Source organism: Hymenobacter segetis (assembly GCF_054776495.1).
Genome location: NZ_BAAHBV010000002.1, coordinates 327,374 through 343,944 on the forward strand (window position 1 = coordinate 327,374; position 16,571 = coordinate 343,944).

Below are 16,571 nucleotides of genomic sequence, written 5' to 3' on the forward strand. Positions count from 1 at the left end.
AGGTGCCGCTGGGCCGTTGGCTATGCTGCTGAAGGATGCCCTGGAGCAAGGCGGGTCGGTTTAATCAATCCTTCTCATTTCCCCACAATTCCCACACTCCCTTACCGCTATGAAACACTTCCTCCTCTCCGTATTGCTATTGATTGGCCTGGGTGCCTGGGCCCAGCCCACCGCCTGGACCTACGCCCTGCCCGCCACCGCCGGCGTGGCCGCCGTGGCCGCCGATGCCGACGGCAATACCTACGTCACGGGCAGCTTCGTGGGCGGCACCGCGCAGCTGGGCGGCACCACCATCAGCAGCAGCCTGCCCGGCCGCTGCCTCTACATTGCCAAGCTCAACCCCCAGGGCCAGGTGCTGCGCGTGACCAAGCTGGAAGGGGCCGAAGAAGGCAGCAACACCACCGACATTGTAGTGGATAAGGACGGCAATACCTACATCAGCGGCCGGCTGCACGGCACCATCACCTACGCCGGCGGCCAAACGGTGGGCGTCATCGCCGAGAATTTCGGCTACTCCGTGATGCTGGTGAAGTGCGGGGCCAACGGCCGCGTGCGCTGGGTGAAACAGGCCAGCGGCAACCAGGGCGGGGCCTACGGCTCCAGCCACGGCACGGGCGTGGCCGTGGACCGGGCCGGCAACAGCTACATCAGCGGCGACGTCACGGGCGGCAACGTTACCGCCGATGCCATTGTCATCGGGTCGCGCCGCCGCGATGGCTTTTTGGCGAGCTACGACCGCAACGGGCAGATACGCTGGGCCAAGGCCCCGTTCAGTCTCAAAGGGGCTTTGGGCTCGAGCTTTGCGCTGGGCGTGGCCGTGGACAATGCCGGCCACTGCTACCTCAGCGGCCACACGGCTGGCGGCTGGCACCTGGATAACGTGTCGCTGCCCATTGGCCCCGATTCCGACTATTTAGCACTGTTCGACTCGGGCACCGGGCAGGTGCAGTGGGGCAAGTACGTGCCCAGCAACAACTGGGGCGGGGCCCTGGCCATCGATAAGCAGGGCGACGCCTGCATCGGCGGCGATTTTATGGGCACGGCTGACTTCGGCAACGGCGTCACCCTCACCAGCACCGCCCCCACCGGCTACGTGGCCCGCTACGATGCCACCGGCGATGTGGACTGGGCCACGGCCGTGAATACCTCGGTAAAAGGCATAATTGTCGACCAGCAGTCGCGCAAGGTATTCGTGACGGGCAGCGCCGGTACGCAGGCCTACCTGACCCGCCTCAATGCCAATGGCCGCGTGCAGCAGCAGGAATTGGTGGACGGCCCCGGCACCAGCGGCGGCACCAGCATTGCCATCGATGACCAGAACAACGTGTACACCGCCGGCTCCTTTACCGGCAGCTGCCACTTCGATGCAATAACCCTGAACAATACCACCACGCAAGGCTATGTGGCCCGCTATGGCAGCCGCCTGCGTGGCCACGGCCGGGACGACAACGACTTTCGCGCCCCGGCCCTAAACCTCTTCCCCAACCCCGCCCAAAACCAGCTCACCCTGCGCCTCGATAACCAGGCCCCGGCCGGCCAGGCCACGCTGTACGACCACCTGGGCACCCCGGTAGCCACCCGTTCCATCCAGGCGGCCGCGGCCGATATCCACTTCGATACCTCGGCCCTGCCCGATGGCCTCTACGTGCTGCGGGTGGCCACGCAGGGCAAAACCACCTCCCAGCCGGTGGTGGTGCAGCATTAGCGCGGGCAGCGCTTACCTTGTGCGCTCCGGCCGGCTGATGCAGCGGGCCGGGGCGTCACTTTTTTCCCGCGTTGCTATGCACCTGCTCAGCCAACTGCTCATCGGCCTGGTGGCCCTCATTCACGCCTACATTCTGTGGCTGGAAATGTTTGCCTGGACCACCCGTGGCCCCAAAACCTTCCGTTCCCTGCGCCCCGAGCTGTTTGCGCCCACCAAAGTGCTGGCCGCCAACCAGGGCCTCTACAACGGTTTTCTGGCCGCCGGCCTCGTCTGGGCGCTGCTGATAACGGACCCGGCCTGGCACCGCAACGTGGGCGCGTTCTTCCTGGGTTGCGTGGCCGTGGCCGGCATCTACGGCGGATTCACGGCCGGCAAGCGGATTATTTTGGTGCAAACCGTGCCCGCCCTGCTGGCCCTGGCGGCCCTGCAAATGGCCTGATTCTGGCGCTTGCCTTAGTCGCGCGAGCGGAAGGCAAACGGCACCGACATGGTGCGGGCCACGCGCACGGGCTTGCCACCCACAAGGCCGGGTGTCCACCAGGGCATGAGGCGAATCACGCGCAGGGCTTCTTCGTCGAAGCCATGGCCGCAGCCCTTGGCCACTTCCGCATCGACGATGCGGCCCTGCTGGTCCACTACAAAGCTCACGTACACCATGCCCGACAGGCCTTGCTTGAGGGCTTCTTCGGGGTAATGGGCCGTTTGGCGCACGAAAGCGTAGTAGGCCGACTCACCGCCCGGAAAGGACGGCAGCACCTCTGAGAACTTCAGTACGGTGGATGCGTTGGCGGCTTCCGCTTCGGGGGCCGGGGCTACGGGCACCGGGCCGGTGGGCGCGGCCACGGCTTTGGTGAGCGACTGCATTTTCACGGTCAGGGAGTTGCCGGCCGCCACCGCCAGCGTCTGGTCGCGGTAGCCCTGGCATTTGAACAGCAGCACGGATTTGGTGCTGGTGAGGGCCAGCAGGAAATCGCCGGCGGCGTTGGTGCTGGTGGCCTGGGGAGTGCCCTGCACCGCCACGAATACGCCCGGCAGCGGCACTCCTACCTCGTTGGTAACGCGGCCCGCCACGGCCGGGGCCGCCGAAGCGGTGGCCGGGCCTGCGGTGGATTTCGAAGCCGGTGATGGGCCGGCAACCAATAATTGCGCAACGACAAGCAGAGTAGAGAGCAGCATAAGCGGTGGGATTTTGGTGAAGAGAATGAGTGTTTGCAAAGCAGGGGCACGGGAAAGTTCATTGCCTGACCAGACCACAATCGTTTTCAGTAGAAAACGGCGAATGGACGGTTGAAACAGGCTAAAAACCTGTTTCCATCAATTGATTTTTTCCGGGCACAAGGCAAATAATTCGCAGAAGGCAAACGTTTGCCCTTCTTACTTTCTTTATAAAGAAGGAGCTGTCAGCGAAAGGGATTCGTTCGTTAACTGCGTTTATTTCAAAGCAAATTAACAATAAAATGCCCACAAATCAAATCAATAGCCTTTTGTACAGGACTCACGTTTTCGAAAAATATTCATAATCCCTGATTAAACCGAGCCGCATTTACAAATGAACTATTCCAAGTAAAATTTATCGCGAAGCCAATTTCACAAAAACATGGCGTGACAAGGGCAGTGTGCACAAAAAAGCCCTGCCACCACGCCGGCAGACGTGGTGGGCAGGGCCGGAGCGGCAGATGCCGCCTTGTTTTCAGGAAATTACGTTGAGGCTATTGCGCCGGCTGGGGCTCACCGCCCAACAGGGCCCAGGCTTGCGCGTTGCCCTGCTGGCCGGCGAGGTGCAGGGCGGTGAGGCCCCGGGCATCGGCAATGGTGCGGTCGGCTCCGGCATCAAGCAGGAGTTGCACCAGCTCGTTGCGGCCAAACATGGTGGCGAACATGAGGGCCGTGCCGCCGCTGGCGTTTTGAATATTGAGGCCAGCCCCGTGGGCAATGAGCTGTCGGGCAATGCCGGGGTAGCCCTTGAAGCTCACGCCCATCAGGGCAGTGTTGCCGCCGAGGTCCTGGGCGTTGGGGTTGGCCCCGGCATCGAGCAGGAAGGTGGTGGCATCGGGGTGGTTGTCGTAGGCTGCCAGCACGAGGGGGGTGAAACCCTTGGGGTTGGCCGTGTCGACAGCGAGGCCGGTGGCCAGCAGGTCGCGCAGGGCGGGCACATCGCCACGCCGGGCGGCATCAAACAGGAGGTCTTCGGAAGGGGCAGCGGTGGAATCCATGAATGGCAGGAATCTGGTAAGAAATACGGAACGGGCGTGGCCGGGCGGACACCCCGGCAGCGCTTACGGATTGCGCGGGCATTTGATATGCGGCACGGGACTGACGGCGGGTTTCCGGCCTCAAAAACAAAGCAGCACCACGAGCGCGAGCACGGTCAGCAATGCGCCCACGGCGGCGGTGTTCACGTAGGTTTCGGGGGAGTGACCGGGCCAGGTGCCCACGGCCGCTACGGCCGCCAGCAGCAGCGGCAGCAGAAAAAAGGCCCCGTAGATGGTGCCGCCGTAGGGCCGAAAAGGGGCCGGGCCGTCGGGCGAGGCGGGCGCGCTGATGCGCTGCACAATGCCCAGAATGGGCGTTTGCCACACGGTGATGGCCTGGCCGGTGCGCACGCGGTGGCCGATGGCGCTGGGCAGCCGGAAGCTGGTGTGCGCCGTGTGCACGCGGTAGGCCACCTCGGGGGCGGAAAGCGCGGACGGCACCGATACCGGGAAGCGGCTCTGGACGGTTTCGTGGGCGTATTGGCGCAGCGGCAGGGTCCAGTCGAGGCCCAGCAGCAGGCAGCAGGCCAGCAGCGCCACGTTGAGGCTGCGGGCAATGCGGGCGTAGTGGTGCCAGCGCGCCTCGGCGGCGGCGTAGTGGGCTGGCAGCGCGGCTTCGGCGGGCTCCTGGGCCAGCAGCACATCGTAGGCCAATCGGCGGCGCGGGTGGCTGATGATGCCGTAGCCGGCCTCTACCTCGGCGAGGCGGGATTTCATGGCGGGGTCGGCGGCCAGGCGCTTGAGGCGGGTGCGCTGGGCCAGGTAGGCCTGCACGATTTCCGACGCAGTGGCCGTGGAGTCGACGCCCAACAGGCGGTAATAATTCTGCATATCGAAAGCGCGGCGAAGCCCTAAAATACAGAGTGCCGGGCTATTTCAAAACGCAACTCTGCCACGGGCTATTGTTTGGGCAACACCAAACCCCGCGCTAGGCCGTGGCAACAGCAGCCACGATGCGGAATTGGCGGCCGGCCGGCCGTACTTCGCATTCTTATGACGACTGATTCGGCCACTGCCCTTGCACTGCATCCACCCGCCCAGGCCGCCGCGCCCGCCTGGAGCGTGCTCGACGTAGCCGAGGTGCGCGGCCGCTCGCGGCTGGTGGCCTGCAAAAACATTCAGCCGCTGAAGCTGCTGCAACCGGCCTCGCCCAGCCGCGCCGCCCACGTGGTGCTGAGCAGCTACGGCGGCGGCCTGGTAGCGGGCGACGTCATCCGGCTGCGCATCACGGGGCGGGCCGATTCGCGGCTCATCATCAGCACGCAGGCCAGCACGAAGGTTTTTCGGTCCATCGATGGGGCCGTGGCCGAGCAGCACACCGTGGGCGAGCTGGGCGAAAATGCCCTAGCCGTGGTATTCCCCGACCCCGTGGTATTGCAGGCCGAAAGCCGCTACCGGCAGGTGCAGGCGTGGCAGTTGCAGCCCACTTCCCTCCTGCTGCTGGTCGATTGGTTTCACTCCGGCCGGATGGACCAAGGCGAGCGGTTTGCCTTCACATCCTTACACTCGGAATTGCGCGTACGGGTGGCCGGCCGGCTGGTACTGCTGGACAGGTTTGGGTTTGAGCCCGCGGAAAATATTGCCACCTCACCGGCCAATTTCGCGGGGTATCAAACCTTCTTCTCAGTGTTTCTGGTGGGTAGTCCCGGCGATGCCAAGTTTCAGAAACTGTCTGAGATGCTGGCGCGGCAAAAGATGCCTGGTGGCACGGGGCCGCATTTCAATATCAATAGCCAAGAATGCGCGATTTCGGTGGCGCGGGCGCGGGAGAATGTGTGGGTGCTGCGAGCCGCCGCGCACAGCCGCATGGCCTTGCAGCCGCTGTGCGATGAGATTCTGGCGGCGCTGGCCGATGGGGAATTGCTGGGCTATAACCCGCTGGCGCGGAAGTATTAGCGCCGGTCTTCGCGCACGGCGGCCAGGGCGCGGGCTTTGGCGGCTTTGATGTGGGCAATGATTTCATCCAACCCGTAGCCGTCGGTGGCGCGGGCGAAGAGGAATGGGCCTTCGCCGCGCATCTTCTTCGAGTCGCGCTCCATCACACCAAGGTCGGCTTTGATAAGGTCTTTGAGGTCGATTTTGTTGATAATGAGCAGGTCGGACTGCGTGATGCCGGGGCCGCCCTTGCGCGGGATTTTGTCGCCACCCGACACGTCGATGACGTAGATGGAATAGTCCACCAGCTCGCGGCTGAAGTGGGCGGCCAGGTTGTCACCGCCGCTTTCCACGAAAAGGTAATCGAGCCCGTAGTCGAAGCGCTGCATGAGGCCTTCGAGCGCGTCCATGTTCAGGGAAATATCCTCCCGAATGGCGGCGTGCGGGCAGCCGCCGGTTTCGACGCCTACAATGCGGCTCTCATCCAAAGCGCTGTGGCGGATGAGAAATTCGGCGTCTTCGCGGGTAAAAATATCGTTGGTGACCACGCCCAGTTCGAACTCGTGGCGCAGGCGCTCGCACAGGGCTTTGAGCAGCGCCGTCTTGCCCGTGCCCACCGGCCCGCCGATGCCCACCGTGAAGGCGCGCTTGCGGAAGTTGCGGTAGCTGGGCAGCCGCCGCGTTTCGCGCTCATTGAAGTCGCCGGGGGATTCGTAGGCTTCGTGCTGGTGGCCGTGGAGGAGAAGGGCAAGTTTTTCGACAAAAGCCATTTGGAGAAAGTTAATTGTAGGGGCGGGGCTTGCCCCCGCCCGTCGTTGGACGGAATCGTTGAACAAGTGCGAACGTCCGGGCGGGGGCAAGCCCCGCCCCTACTCAGTTCTGGAATAATTTTGAATAAATATCCTCGTGCAGCACCTGCGCCGCATCCAGCAAAAACGCCGAACGGGTAGCTTCGCCGTACTCCTTTCCCGCCTGCACCGCCAGAATATGCTCGAACACCGCGTAAAAATCGTGCTGTAGCTGGTGCCCCTCCAGCGGCCCCAGAAACCCGAGGCGAATGGCAGCGCTGAGTTGGTCGCGGAGGAGCATATGCAGGTACATGGCCTGCAATTCCTTTAATTCGAAGCCAACCCGCTGCAAGGCCAGCGTGAAAACCAGCGTGAAATGCGGCGGAATATTTTGACTTGTAAACCACTGGATAATGGTTTCCAAAGCAGCTTCCGGGTAGAAAGTGGCCAGCAGTTTCAGCCAGTTGCGGCCCTGCACAGCGCTGGCTTTGTAGAGGCTGGGGACGAGCAATTGCGCGTCGTATTCTTCGGCGACGATTTGAAAATTGGAGCTTTTTTCAGTGAGGTGGAATGTGGAAGTGATGAAGGGTAATTCGGCGCTGCCGGCTTGCTGCAAATAGGAATACAGGTAATTCCGCAGCGCAAATGGCGTATTTATGAGGCCGAAGGTGATGCTGCTTTCCAGACCGTAGGAATAGGCGAATGAGCCAGTGGGGATGGCCGAATCGACGAGGTGCAGGAGGCGGGCGAATTGCATGAGATGTAGCGCGGACTTTGTAGTCCGCGAGTGGATTTGTTTAACTCGCGGACTACAAAGTCCGCGCTACATCTTAAAACAAGTTATAAAGCTGCGCCAGCGGCAGCACCTCCGCCGGCTCACACGTCAAATGCACCCCATCCACCATCACGCGGTACGTCTCGGGGTCGACGGAAATATTGGGCAAGTAGTCATTCAACGCCATGTCCTTTTTGCCAATATTTCGGCAGTTCTTCACCGCTACCACCTGCTTGGTGAGGCCATAATCGGCCCGCACTCTTTCAACAGAAGCATCCGACACAAACACCATCGAAGACTTCCCGATGGCCCCGCCCAGCGCGCCGAACATGGGGCGCGAGAATGACGGCTGCGGCGTGGGAATGGAGGCGTTGGCGTCGCCCATCTGGGATTGGGCGATGATGCCGCCTTTGAGTATCATCTCGGGTCGGGCGCCGAAAAAGGCGGGTTTCCAGAGCACAAGGTCGGCCAGCTTGCCGATTTCGACGGAGCCGACTTCGTGCGAGATGCCGTGGGCGCGGGCCGGGTTGATGGTGTACTTGGCCACGTAGCGGCGCACGCGGAAGTTGTCGGCGGCGCCGGTGGCAGCGTCTTCGGGCAGGGGGCCGCGCTGCTGCTTCATTTTGTGGGCCGTTTGCCAGGTGCGGGTGATGACCTCGCCCACCCGGCCCATGGCCTGCGAATCGGAGCTGATGATGCTGAGGGCGCCCAGGTCGTGCAGGATGTCCTCGGCGGCGATGGTTTCGCCCCGGATGCGGCTTTCGGCGAAGGCGACGTCTTCGGGAATGTTGCGGTCGAGGTGGTGGCAGACCATGAGCATGTCGAGGTGCTCGTCGATGGTGTTCACCGTGAAGGGCCGCGTGGGGTTGGTGCTGGAGGGGATGACGTTCGGCTCGCCGCAGATTTTGATGATGTCGGGCGCGTGGCCGCCGCCCGCGCCTTCGGTGTGGTAGGAATGGATGGTGCGGCCCTTAAACGCGGCCGTGCTGGTTTCCACGAAGCCGCTCTCGTTCAGCGTATCGGTGTGGATGCAGACCTGCACGTCGTATTCCTCGGCAATGCTCAGGCACATGTCGATGGCCGCCGGGGTGGTGCCCCAGTCCTCGTGCAGCTTGAAGCCCAGCGCCCCGGCCTCGGCCTGCTCGCGCAGCCCCTCCGGCTTGGAGGCGTTGCCCTTGCCCAGGAAGCCGAAGTTGAGCGGGTAGGCCTCGGTGGCCTTCAGCATGGTTTCGAGGTAGAACGCGCCGGGCGTGCAGGTGGTGGCGTTGGTGCCGGCCGCCGGCCCGGTGCCGCCCCCAATCATGGTCGTCACGCCCGAAGCCAGCGCTTCGGGAATCTGCTGGGGGCTGATGAAATGGATGTGGCAGTCGATGCCGCCGGCGGTGAGCAGCTGGCCTTCGCCGGCAATGACTTCGGTGGTGACGCCCACCACCATGCCGGGCGTCACGCCGGGCATGATGTGCGGGTTGCCGGCCTTGCCGATGCCCACGATGCGCCCGCCCTTGATGCCAATGTCGGCCTTGAAAATGCCGGTGTAATCGACCACCAGCGCGTTGGTGATGACCAAATCCAGCGCATCGGCCGGCCCGATTCCGGCCGCCTGGCCCATGCCGTCGCGCAGCACCTTGCCGCCGCCGAACTTGCATTCCTCGCCGTACACGCAGTAGTCGCGTTCAACTTCAATCAGCAGGCCGGTATCGCCGAGGCGCACCCGGTCGCCGGTGGTGGGGCCGTACATGTCGGCATACGCGCGACGGGAGATGGGGAGGGACATGGTGGTTTTGAATTAATGCTTGGGCAATGGAAATTCTTTTTCAACTACATTAGTCACTCAAAACAAAAAGCCGTTCACCATGAGCATCTTATCCATTATTGGTCTTGTCGCAGTTGTGATATTCGGAAAATTTATTTGGGATACATACATCACTGGAAAAACTGAAAATGATGCAAAAGCAAATGAAAAGCGTAATCCAGAAGAGGCTACCAGAATGGAGCTTAATGTGAAGAGAGGGCAGCACTTGAACTTTGATTATTCACCTAAAAGGAATGCTGACAATCGCAAAAAGTCACTAAATATTTTGGTTGAGTTAATAGGATGCGAAGCATCTGATATAGAAAAAATTTACAAAGCCACGTTGGCTAAAGAGATAATCGATATCCATGCAAATCCAATATCTTTTTTGAAGACAAGAATTGAAGACTTAAGAAAGCTTAAAACAAGAGATGCGTTGAGCATGAATTTTGACCCGGATGATACTCCTGCCGCATTCATGTGCGAATGGGCAGTTGAGATGCTTGAGTCAACAATTCGTCAGAAGGAGAAAATTGAATTAGAAATTTTTGTTGATGACGAAAGAGAGAGAATACGGCAAGAAATGCGTCGTATATCCATAGCGACTATCGCTGAGAATCTAGATTGCGAGGAAAAATATGCAGAACTCTGCTTTAAACAGCAGATTAAAAATGATGCGACAGTTGGCATGATTGAGAATGGAATTGATATTCTTGATTTCTTGAATCACGCAAAGAGCACATTTGAAGAAACGAAAGAAAGTCAAGCTATTGAATTAGGAATCAGTGAGGATGTTACGCCCGCAGGCATTGCTTGCCTTTGGTTAAATGATTTAATTATAGAACGACAAAATAGAACTCCATATGATGACTATGTTGAAAACATGGGTGTGTAACCGTCTTGCATCATAGTTTCTCCAGCGCCTGCTGCTTCTTTCCAGCCTCATCCAGCTTCCCATCAATGAGCCCATTGCCGCCGTACACGATGCGCTCGCCGGCCAGGGCCACCAGGCGCACGCGCTTGCGCTCGCCGGGCTCGAAGCGCACCGCCGTGCCGGCCGGGATGTTGAGGCGGAAACCGTAGGCGGCGGCGCGGTCGAAGTGCAGCGCCGCGTTGGTTTCGAAGAAGGGATAGTGTGAGCCGACCTGCACGGGCCGGTCGCCCATGTTCACAACGTCCACGTCCACCGTGGCGCGGCTTTCGTTGAGGACGATGTCGGCCGGGTGCAGCTGGTATTCGCCGGGCTGGGGGTGGCTGGCGTTGGCGGGCGCGGCGCCGGGGGCCGGGGTGCGGCTCAGGCCGGAGCCGTAGAGGGCCAGGGCGGCATCGCCGGTTTCGCGGCAGATGGGGTGGTGCACGGTCACGAGCTTGGTGCCGTCGGGGAAGGTGCCTTCGATTTGGACTTCGTGGAGCATGTCGGCCACGCCGGGCAGCACGTCGGCCAGGCCCAGCAACTGCTTGCCCTTGTCCATGAGCACGGCCACCCGCTCGCCGTCGCGGATGAACTCGAGCAGCTGCGTGGCGATGAGGGCCAGGGCTTCGGGGTAGTTCAGGAGCAGGCCGCGGGCGTAGCGCTTCTGCGCCACGAAACCGGCCTGGTGGAGAACGAGCTTGTCGAGGTCTTTGGGGGAGAGGTGCATCTGGGAGAACTGTGTAGAGACGCAATATTTTGCGTCTCGTCGTTGCTGATGTTGTTATGACTGTGCGGCTTTGTGTGGTTTGGCGCGGTTCCGGTCGTTCAACGACGAGACGCAAAATATTGCGTCTCTACATCGTTCTGGCGGCTTACCATCGCACGTTCCCATAAATCATCCACCCACCGTATCCAATGCACAGCAGCGACGACAAGGTAACGGTACTAAACTTCAACGTCCGACTGATTTTCATGCGCTTGGTGAACGGCACGCTGCACAGCCCGGCCACGATGAACATGCCCAGAATGGAGCCGATACCGAACACCGCGAAATAGCCCATGCTCAGCCACGGGTCGCGGATTTCGCTCATCACCAGCAGTACCAGCGCGCCGCTGCCGGCCAGGCCGTGCAGCAGGCCCACGGCGTAGGCCGCCCGCGAGGGCGACGCGCCGGGCCGCACCTTGGCGGGCGGGCGGCGCTGGTCGAGCAGGCGGCTGATGCCCATTATGATGAGCATCAGGCCCACGGCCGCTTCGAAATAACCGGAAGTGAGAAAGGTGACGCGGCCCAGCAGAATAATAGCGCCCACGACCACCAGCGTGGTGGTGTGGCCCAGGCCCCAATAGATGCCGTCGCGCAGGGCTTCGGCAAGTGTGTCACGGCGGGAAATGAGGTTGCCCACGGCCAGCAGATGGTCGGGTTCGAAAGCATGGCCCATTCCGGCCACGGAAGCGAATAAAATGGGCAACAGGCCTTGCATTTGGCAGGGTATTATGGGATAAAAAGCGCTGAAAACGTTTGTTGTCTTCTGATTTCCGGGCATTTTGGAATTTACCGAAAAAGTAACCTAAACTTCTTGGATTAGCTGCTGAATCTGGAAAAAGCTCCCGTAACTTTCAATTTCGGGCCGCCTGACGGAGGCGTGGAAACGTTCATTTAGCGGCTGTGCAACGTGCTAACAACTGGTTTTGGCATTGTATAAACACCGTATACAAAATACTATCCATCAATAGTTTACCATCAAAACCAACGAGCTGAAAATAGTAAATCAGCAGATAACGCCACTTTGGCTCCCGGCAAGGGTCCGTTACTTGTAAATGACTGTGTGCAGTTGGCTGATTTTACGTCTGCCCGAGCTGACATTCCCGCCGAGCGGCGGCACCCTTTTTTCCTGAATTTCTAGAATCCCGATGCAATCCACTGACACTCCTCAGGGCCTGTACCGCCCCGAATTTGAGCACGATGCCTGCGGGACTGGTTTCATCACCTACCTCAACGGCCGCAAAACCCACCAGGCCGTCATCGACGCGCTAACCATGCTCGAAAACATGGAGCACCGCGGGGCCTGCGGCTGCGATACCGACTCCGGCGACGGGGCCGGCCTGCTCATTCAAATTCCGCACTGGTTTCTGCTGGAAGAATGCACCGCCCTCAGCATCCGCCTGCCAGAGCCGGGCAGCTACGGCGTGGGCACGGCCTTTTTGCCGAAGGACGATAAGCTGCGCGCCGCCTGCCACGACGTGATAAACGGAGCGGCGGCGCGGCTGGGCTTTCCGCTGCTGGGCTACCGGCCGGTGCCGGTGAACCCGGCCGGCATCGGCCCCACCGCGCTGGCCGCCGAGCCGGTGATGGAACAGGTGTTTTTCGGCCGCCCGGCCGGAATTGTCACCGCGGAGGATTTTGAGCGCAAGCTTTACGTGCTGCGCCGCCTGATTTTCAAGACGGTGCGCGAAACCGTGCCGGCCGCGATGGACGTGTTTTACCTCGCCTCGCTCTCCTGCAAAACCATCGTGTACAAGGGCCAACTGACTACCTACCAGGTGCGCGGCTACTTCCCCGACCTCAGCGACGAGCGGGTGGTGTCGGCCTTTGGGCTGGTGCATTCGCGGTTTTCGACCAACACCTTCCCGAGTTGGAAGCTGGCCCAGCCCTTCCGCTTCCTGGCGCATAATGGCGAAATCAACACGCTGCGCGGGAATCTGAACTGGTTTTACGCGGGCCTGCGCAACTACGTGTCGCCCTATTTCTCGGCCGAGGAAATGGACATGCTGCTGCCGGTAGTCGATGCCGGGCAGTCGGACTCGGCCTGCCTCGATAACGTGGTGGAAATTCTGCTGCACTCGGGCCGCCCGCTGCCGCACGTGATGATGATGCTGGTGCCCGAAGCCTGGGACGGCAACACCCAGATGGACCCGCTCAAAAAGGCCTTCTACGAGTTTCACGCCACGTTTATGGAGCCCTGGGACGGTCCGGCCGCCCTCATTTTCACCGACGGCCAGCAGATTGGGGCCATGCTCGACCGCAACGGCCTGCGCCCCCTGCGCTACCTCGAAACCACCGACGGCCGCGTGCTCGTCGCCTCCGAGGCCGGCGTGCTCCATATCGACCCCGCCACCGTGGTGCAGAAAGGCCGCCTGCAGCCCGGCAAGATGCTGCTGGTGGATACCGTGGCCGGCCGCATCGTCACCGACGAGGAATTGAAGGCCCAGGCCGCCGGCCGCCAGCCCTACGGCGCGTGGCTGAACGAGTACCAGATTCGCCTCGAAGAGCTGCCCGAGCCGCGCCAGATGTTCACAGATTTGGCGGCGGATGCGGTGTTCAAGTACCACCAGGTGTTCGGCTACACCCGCGAGGACATCGACGTGCTCATCACGCCCATGGCCGTGGAGGGCAAGGAGCCCATCGGCTCGATGGGCGTGGACGTGCCCCTGGCGGTGCTGTCGGACCAGCCCCAGCACCTGAGCAGCTACTTCAAGCAGTTTTTCGCGCAGGTCACTAACCCGCCCATCGACCCCATTCGGGAGCGGCTGGTGATGAGCCTGGCCACCTTCCTGGGCAACAACGGCAACATCCTCGATGAGGACAAGCACCACTGCCACTGCGTGGCCCTGCGCCAGCCCATCCTCAGCAACCACGAGCTGGAAAAGCTCCGCAGCATCGACACCGGCATGTTCAATGCCAAGACGCTGCAAACCTATTTCAAGGCCGACGGGCTGCCCGGCGCGCTGGAGCGCGGCCTCGCCCGCCTCTGCCGCTACGCCGAGGACGCGGTGAACGACGGCTTCGAAGTGCTGATTCTGTCGGACCGCGCCGTGGATTCGGAGCACGCGCCGATACCCTCGCTGCTGGCCGTGTCGGCCGTGCATCACCACCTCATCAAGCTCGGTTTCCGGGGCTCGGTGGGGCTGGTGGTAGAGGCCGGCGATGTGTGGGAGGTGCACCATTTCGCCTGCCTGCTCTCGTTCGGAGCCACGGCCATCAACCCCTACCTGGCGCTCTCCACGGTGCGGACCATGCGCGAAGCCGGGCATTTGAACACCTCCCTCGACCAGTCGCAGCTCACTTACAACTACATCAAGGCCGTGTGCGACGGGCTGCTGAAGATTTTCTCGAAGATGGGAATTTCGACCTTGCAGTCATATCACGGCGCGCAGGTGTTCGAGATTCTGGGTTTGAATCAAGCGGTAGTCGATTCTTATTTCTGCGGCGCGGTCACTCGAATTGGCGGACTGGGACTGGATGAAATTGCCCGCGAAACGCTCTACAAGCACTTCCAGGGCTTCAAAACCACCACGCCCGAGGAGCAGACCCTGCTGCCTGACGGCGGCCTCTACCACTGGCGGCGGCGCGGCGAGGCGCACATGTTCAACCCCGAAACCGTGCACCTGCTGCAACTGGCGACGCGGACGAATAACTACGCGACTTATCAGCGTTACGCGAAGCTGATTAACGAGCAGCCGGAGCGCATGTTTACGCTGCGCGGGCTGCTGGATTTTGCGCATCACCGCGAGGCTATTTCGATTGAGGAAGTGGAGCCGGCGGAAGTCATCATGAAGCGTTTCGCCACGGGTGCCATGTCGTTTGGCTCGATTTCGCACGAGGCGCACAGCACCCTGGCCATTGCCATGAACCGCATCGGCGGCAAGAGCAACACCGGCGAGGGCGGCGAGGACCCGATGCGCTACGAAGTGATGGAAAACGGCGACTCCATGCGCTCGGCCATCAAGCAGGTAGCCTCGGCGCGCTTCGGCGTTACGGCGCACTACCTCACCAACGCCGACGAGCTGCAAATCAAGATGGCCCAGGGGGCTAAGCCCGGCGAGGGCGGCCAGCTTCCCGGCCACAAGGTGGACGAGTGGATTGCGAAAGTGCGCCACGCCACCCCCGGCGTCGGCCTGATTTCGCCCCCGCCTCACCACGACATCTACTCCATCGAAGACCTGGCCCAACTCATCTTCGACTTGAAAAACGCCAACCGCGCCGCCCGCATCAACGTGAAGCTGGTGAGCAAAGCAGGCGTGGGCACCATCGCCGCCGGCGTGGCCAAGGCCCACGCCGATGTCATCCTCATCGCCGGCTACGATGGCGGTACGGGGGCCTCGCCCATCAGCTCCATCAAGCACGCTGGCCTGCCCTGGGAGCTGGGCTTGGCCGAAGCCCACCAAACGCTGGTGCAGAACCAGCTCCGCAGCCGCGTGGTGCTGCAGGCCGACGGCCAGCTGAAAACCGGCCGTGACCTGGCCGTGGCCGCCCTGCTCGGGGCCGAAGAATGGGGCGTGGCCACCGCCGCGCTGGTAGCCGGGGGCTGCGTGATGATGCGCAAATGCCACCTCAACACCTGCCCCGTGGGCGTGGCCACCCAAGACCCGGAGTTGCGCAAGCTCTTCACCGGCCAGCCCGAACACATCGTCAACCTGTTCCGTTTCCTGGCCGAGGAGCTGCGCGAAATCATGGCCGAGTTGGGTTTCCGAACGATAAATGAGATGGTGGGCCGGCCCGAATTCCTGAAAGTGCGCGAAGGCATCACCCACTGGAAAGCCCGCCACCTCGACCTCTCCGGTATGCTACACCCGGCCGCCAACATCTCCGGTGGCACCTTGTACCAGAGCGAAGCGCAGGACCACGGCCTCGGTAACATTCTGGATTGGCAGCTGCTGGAACACGCCCAGCCGGCCCTGAATGAGCAGACGCCGGTGTACGGTGAGTTTGAGGTGCACAACACCGACCGCACCATCGGCACGCTGCTCTCGAATGAGATTGCCAAGCGCTACCACGCCGCCGGCCTGCCGCCCAACACCATCAACTACCGCTTCCACGGCTCGGCGGGGCAGAGTTTCGGCGCGTTCAGCGTAACGGGTTTATCATTCACGCTGGAGGGCGAGGCCAACGACTACGTGGGCAAAGGGCTGAGCGGAGCGCAGCTGGCCATTTTTCCATCGGCCGAAGCCCGGTTTGTGCCCGAGCAGAACATCATCATCGGCAACGTGGCGCTGTACGGTGCCACCTCCGGCGCGCTGTTCGTGCGCGGACAGGCCGGTGAGCGGTTCGCGGTGCGCAACTCCGGGGCTACGGCCGTGGTGGAAGGCGTGGGCGACCACGGCTGCGAGTACATGACCGGCGGCCGAGCCCTCATCCTAGGCCAGACGGGCCGCAACTTCGCCGCCGGCATGAGCGGCGGCATCGCCTGGATTTACGACCCCAACGGCACATTCCCCACCAACTGCAACCCCGAAATGGTAGAGCTCGACCCGCTCGACGCCGATGACGAGGACCAGATTCAGGCGCTGCTCCGGCAGCACGCGGAGCTAACAGGCAGCCAGGTGGCGGCCTTCCTGCTGGGGAATTGGGGCGAGGAAGTCGGGAAGTTTGTGAAGGTGTTTCCGAGTGAGTATAAGAAGGTGCTGCAGAAGGCGCGGTATGCGGAGGTGGGGTGAACGAAGTAGAGACGCAACATTTTGTGTCTCGTCGTT

13 protein-coding genes are annotated in these 16,571 nt (G+C 61.6%); 5 read left to right on the forward strand and 8 right to left on the reverse strand.

The annotated features are described in order from the left end of the window. The first annotated feature begins 109 nt into the window (after positions 1-109). Both ACYU70_RS11980 and ACYU70_RS11985 read left to right on the forward strand, forming a co-directional pair. Entirely contained in the window at positions 110-1,705 is a 1,596-nt protein-coding gene (locus ACYU70_RS11980) for a T9SS type A sorting domain-containing protein (RefSeq protein WP_342297455.1), read from the forward strand. Positions 1,706-1,781: 76 nt separating this feature from the next. Further along, positions 1,782-2,144 carry a DUF1304 domain-containing protein gene (locus ACYU70_RS11985; RefSeq protein WP_198067815.1) on the forward strand — a complete coding sequence of 121 codons (363 nt, stop codon included), beginning with the start codon at positions 1,782-1,784 and terminating at the stop codon, positions 2,142-2,144. Positions 2,145-2,158: 14 nt separating this feature from the next. On the opposite strand, the gene ACYU70_RS11990 is transcribed toward ACYU70_RS11985, so the two are convergent. From ACYU70_RS11990 to ACYU70_RS12000, 3 genes are all read right to left on the reverse strand, one after another. Beyond that, complete coding sequence (locus ACYU70_RS11990) at positions 2,159-2,881, reverse strand: TonB family protein (RefSeq protein ID WP_342297456.1); 723 nt, start codon at positions 2,879-2,881, stop codon at positions 2,159-2,161. 533 nt (positions 2,882-3,414) lie between these two features. Next, positions 3,415-3,918, reverse strand: coding sequence for an ankyrin repeat domain-containing protein (locus tag ACYU70_RS11995; protein ID WP_342297458.1), 504 nt, complete (start codon positions 3,916-3,918; stop codon positions 3,415-3,417). 120 nt (positions 3,919-4,038) lie between these two features. After that, the gene (locus tag ACYU70_RS12000) at positions 4,039-4,788 is read right to left on the reverse strand and encodes a J domain-containing protein (protein ID WP_342297459.1); all 750 of its coding nucleotides are present in this window, start codon (positions 4,786-4,788) and stop codon (positions 4,039-4,041) included. 162 nt (positions 4,789-4,950) lie between these two features. Here ACYU70_RS12000 and ACYU70_RS12005 point away from each other — a divergent pair, with 162 nt between their 5' ends. Continuing rightward, positions 4,951-5,853, forward strand: a complete 903-nt coding sequence (locus tag ACYU70_RS12005; protein ID WP_342297461.1) for an urease accessory protein UreD — start codon at positions 4,951-4,953, stop codon at positions 5,851-5,853. Here the strand turns inward: ACYU70_RS12005 and ureG are convergent. From ureG to ureC, 3 genes are all read right to left on the reverse strand, one after another. Beyond that, positions 5,850-6,602: an urease accessory protein UreG gene (ureG, locus tag ACYU70_RS12010; RefSeq protein ID WP_342297463.1), complete on the reverse strand. Its 753-nt coding sequence runs from the start codon at positions 6,600-6,602 to the stop codon at positions 5,850-5,852. The genes ACYU70_RS12005 and ureG overlap by 4 nt on opposite strands. A gap of 103 nt (positions 6,603-6,705) precedes the next feature. Then, the gene (locus tag ACYU70_RS12015; RefSeq protein WP_342299033.1) at positions 6,706-7,377 is read right to left on the reverse strand and encodes an urease accessory protein UreF; all 672 of its coding nucleotides are present in this window, start codon (positions 7,375-7,377) and stop codon (positions 6,706-6,708) included. Positions 7,378-7,450: 73 nt separating this feature from the next. Next, positions 7,451-9,169, reverse strand: a complete 1,719-nt coding sequence (gene ureC, locus ACYU70_RS12020; protein ID WP_342299035.1) for an urease subunit alpha — start codon at positions 9,167-9,169, stop codon at positions 7,451-7,453. A 79-nt stretch (positions 9,170-9,248) separates the two neighbouring features. On the opposite strand from ureC, the gene ACYU70_RS12025 reads away from it, so the two are divergent. Beyond that, positions 9,249-10,082, forward strand: coding sequence for a hypothetical protein (locus tag ACYU70_RS12025; protein WP_342299036.1), 834 nt, complete (start codon positions 9,249-9,251; stop codon positions 10,080-10,082). A gap of 10 nt (positions 10,083-10,092) precedes the next feature. Here the strand turns inward: ACYU70_RS12025 and ACYU70_RS12030 are convergent, their stop codons facing one another. Further along, positions 10,093-10,827: an urease subunit beta gene (locus ACYU70_RS12030; protein WP_342299037.1), complete on the reverse strand. Its 735-nt coding sequence runs from the start codon at positions 10,825-10,827 to the stop codon at positions 10,093-10,095. A 145-nt stretch (positions 10,828-10,972) separates the two neighbouring features. Next, the gene (locus tag ACYU70_RS12035; protein ID WP_342299038.1) at positions 10,973-11,581 is read right to left on the reverse strand and encodes an urease accessory protein; all 609 of its coding nucleotides are present in this window, start codon (positions 11,579-11,581) and stop codon (positions 10,973-10,975) included. A gap of 430 nt (positions 11,582-12,011) precedes the next feature. Between ACYU70_RS12035 and gltB the strand changes: the two genes are divergently transcribed. Further along, positions 12,012-16,535 carry a glutamate synthase large subunit gene (gltB, locus tag ACYU70_RS12040; protein ID WP_342299040.1) on the forward strand — a complete coding sequence of 1,508 codons (4,524 nt, stop codon included), beginning with the start codon at positions 12,012-12,014 and terminating at the stop codon, positions 16,533-16,535. Positions 16,536-16,571: the final 36 nt, after the last annotated feature.

Bases quoted from the DNA above. Each gene is read 5' to 3' on its own strand.
- gltB (WP_342299040.1), top strand. From the start codon at position 12,012: ATGCAATCCACTGACACTCCTCAGGGCCTGTACCGCCCCGAATTTGAG.
- ACYU70_RS12000 (WP_342297459.1), bottom strand. From the start codon at position 4,788: ATGCAGAATTATTACCGCCTGTTGGGCGTCGACTCCACGGCCACTGCG.
- ureC (WP_342299035.1), bottom strand. From the start codon at position 9,169: ATGTCCCTCCCCATCTCCCGTCGCGCGTATGCCGACATGTACGGCCCC.
- ACYU70_RS12030 (WP_342299037.1), bottom strand. From the start codon at position 10,827: ATGCACCTCTCCCCCAAAGACCTCGACAAGCTCGTTCTCCACCAGGCC.
- ACYU70_RS12025 (WP_342299036.1), top strand. From the start codon at position 9,249: ATGAGCATCTTATCCATTATTGGTCTTGTCGCAGTTGTGATATTCGGA.
- ACYU70_RS12005 (WP_342297461.1), top strand. From the start codon at position 4,951: ATGACGACTGATTCGGCCACTGCCCTTGCACTGCATCCACCCGCCCAG.
- ACYU70_RS11980 (WP_342297455.1), top strand. From the start codon at position 110: ATGAAACACTTCCTCCTCTCCGTATTGCTATTGATTGGCCTGGGTGCC.
- ACYU70_RS12035 (WP_342299038.1), bottom strand. From the start codon at position 11,581: ATGCAAGGCCTGTTGCCCATTTTATTCGCTTCCGTGGCCGGAATGGGC.
- ACYU70_RS12015 (WP_342299033.1), bottom strand. From the start codon at position 7,377: ATGCAATTCGCCCGCCTCCTGCACCTCGTCGATTCGGCCATCCCCACT.
- ACYU70_RS11995 (WP_342297458.1), bottom strand. From the start codon at position 3,918: ATGGATTCCACCGCTGCCCCTTCCGAAGACCTCCTGTTTGATGCCGCC.
- ACYU70_RS11990 (WP_342297456.1), bottom strand. From the start codon at position 2,881: ATGCTGCTCTCTACTCTGCTTGTCGTTGCGCAATTATTGGTTGCCGGC.
- ACYU70_RS11985 (WP_198067815.1), top strand. From the start codon at position 1,782: ATGCACCTGCTCAGCCAACTGCTCATCGGCCTGGTGGCCCTCATTCAC.
- ureG (WP_342297463.1), bottom strand. From the start codon at position 6,602: ATGGCTTTTGTCGAAAAACTTGCCCTTCTCCTCCACGGCCACCAGCAC.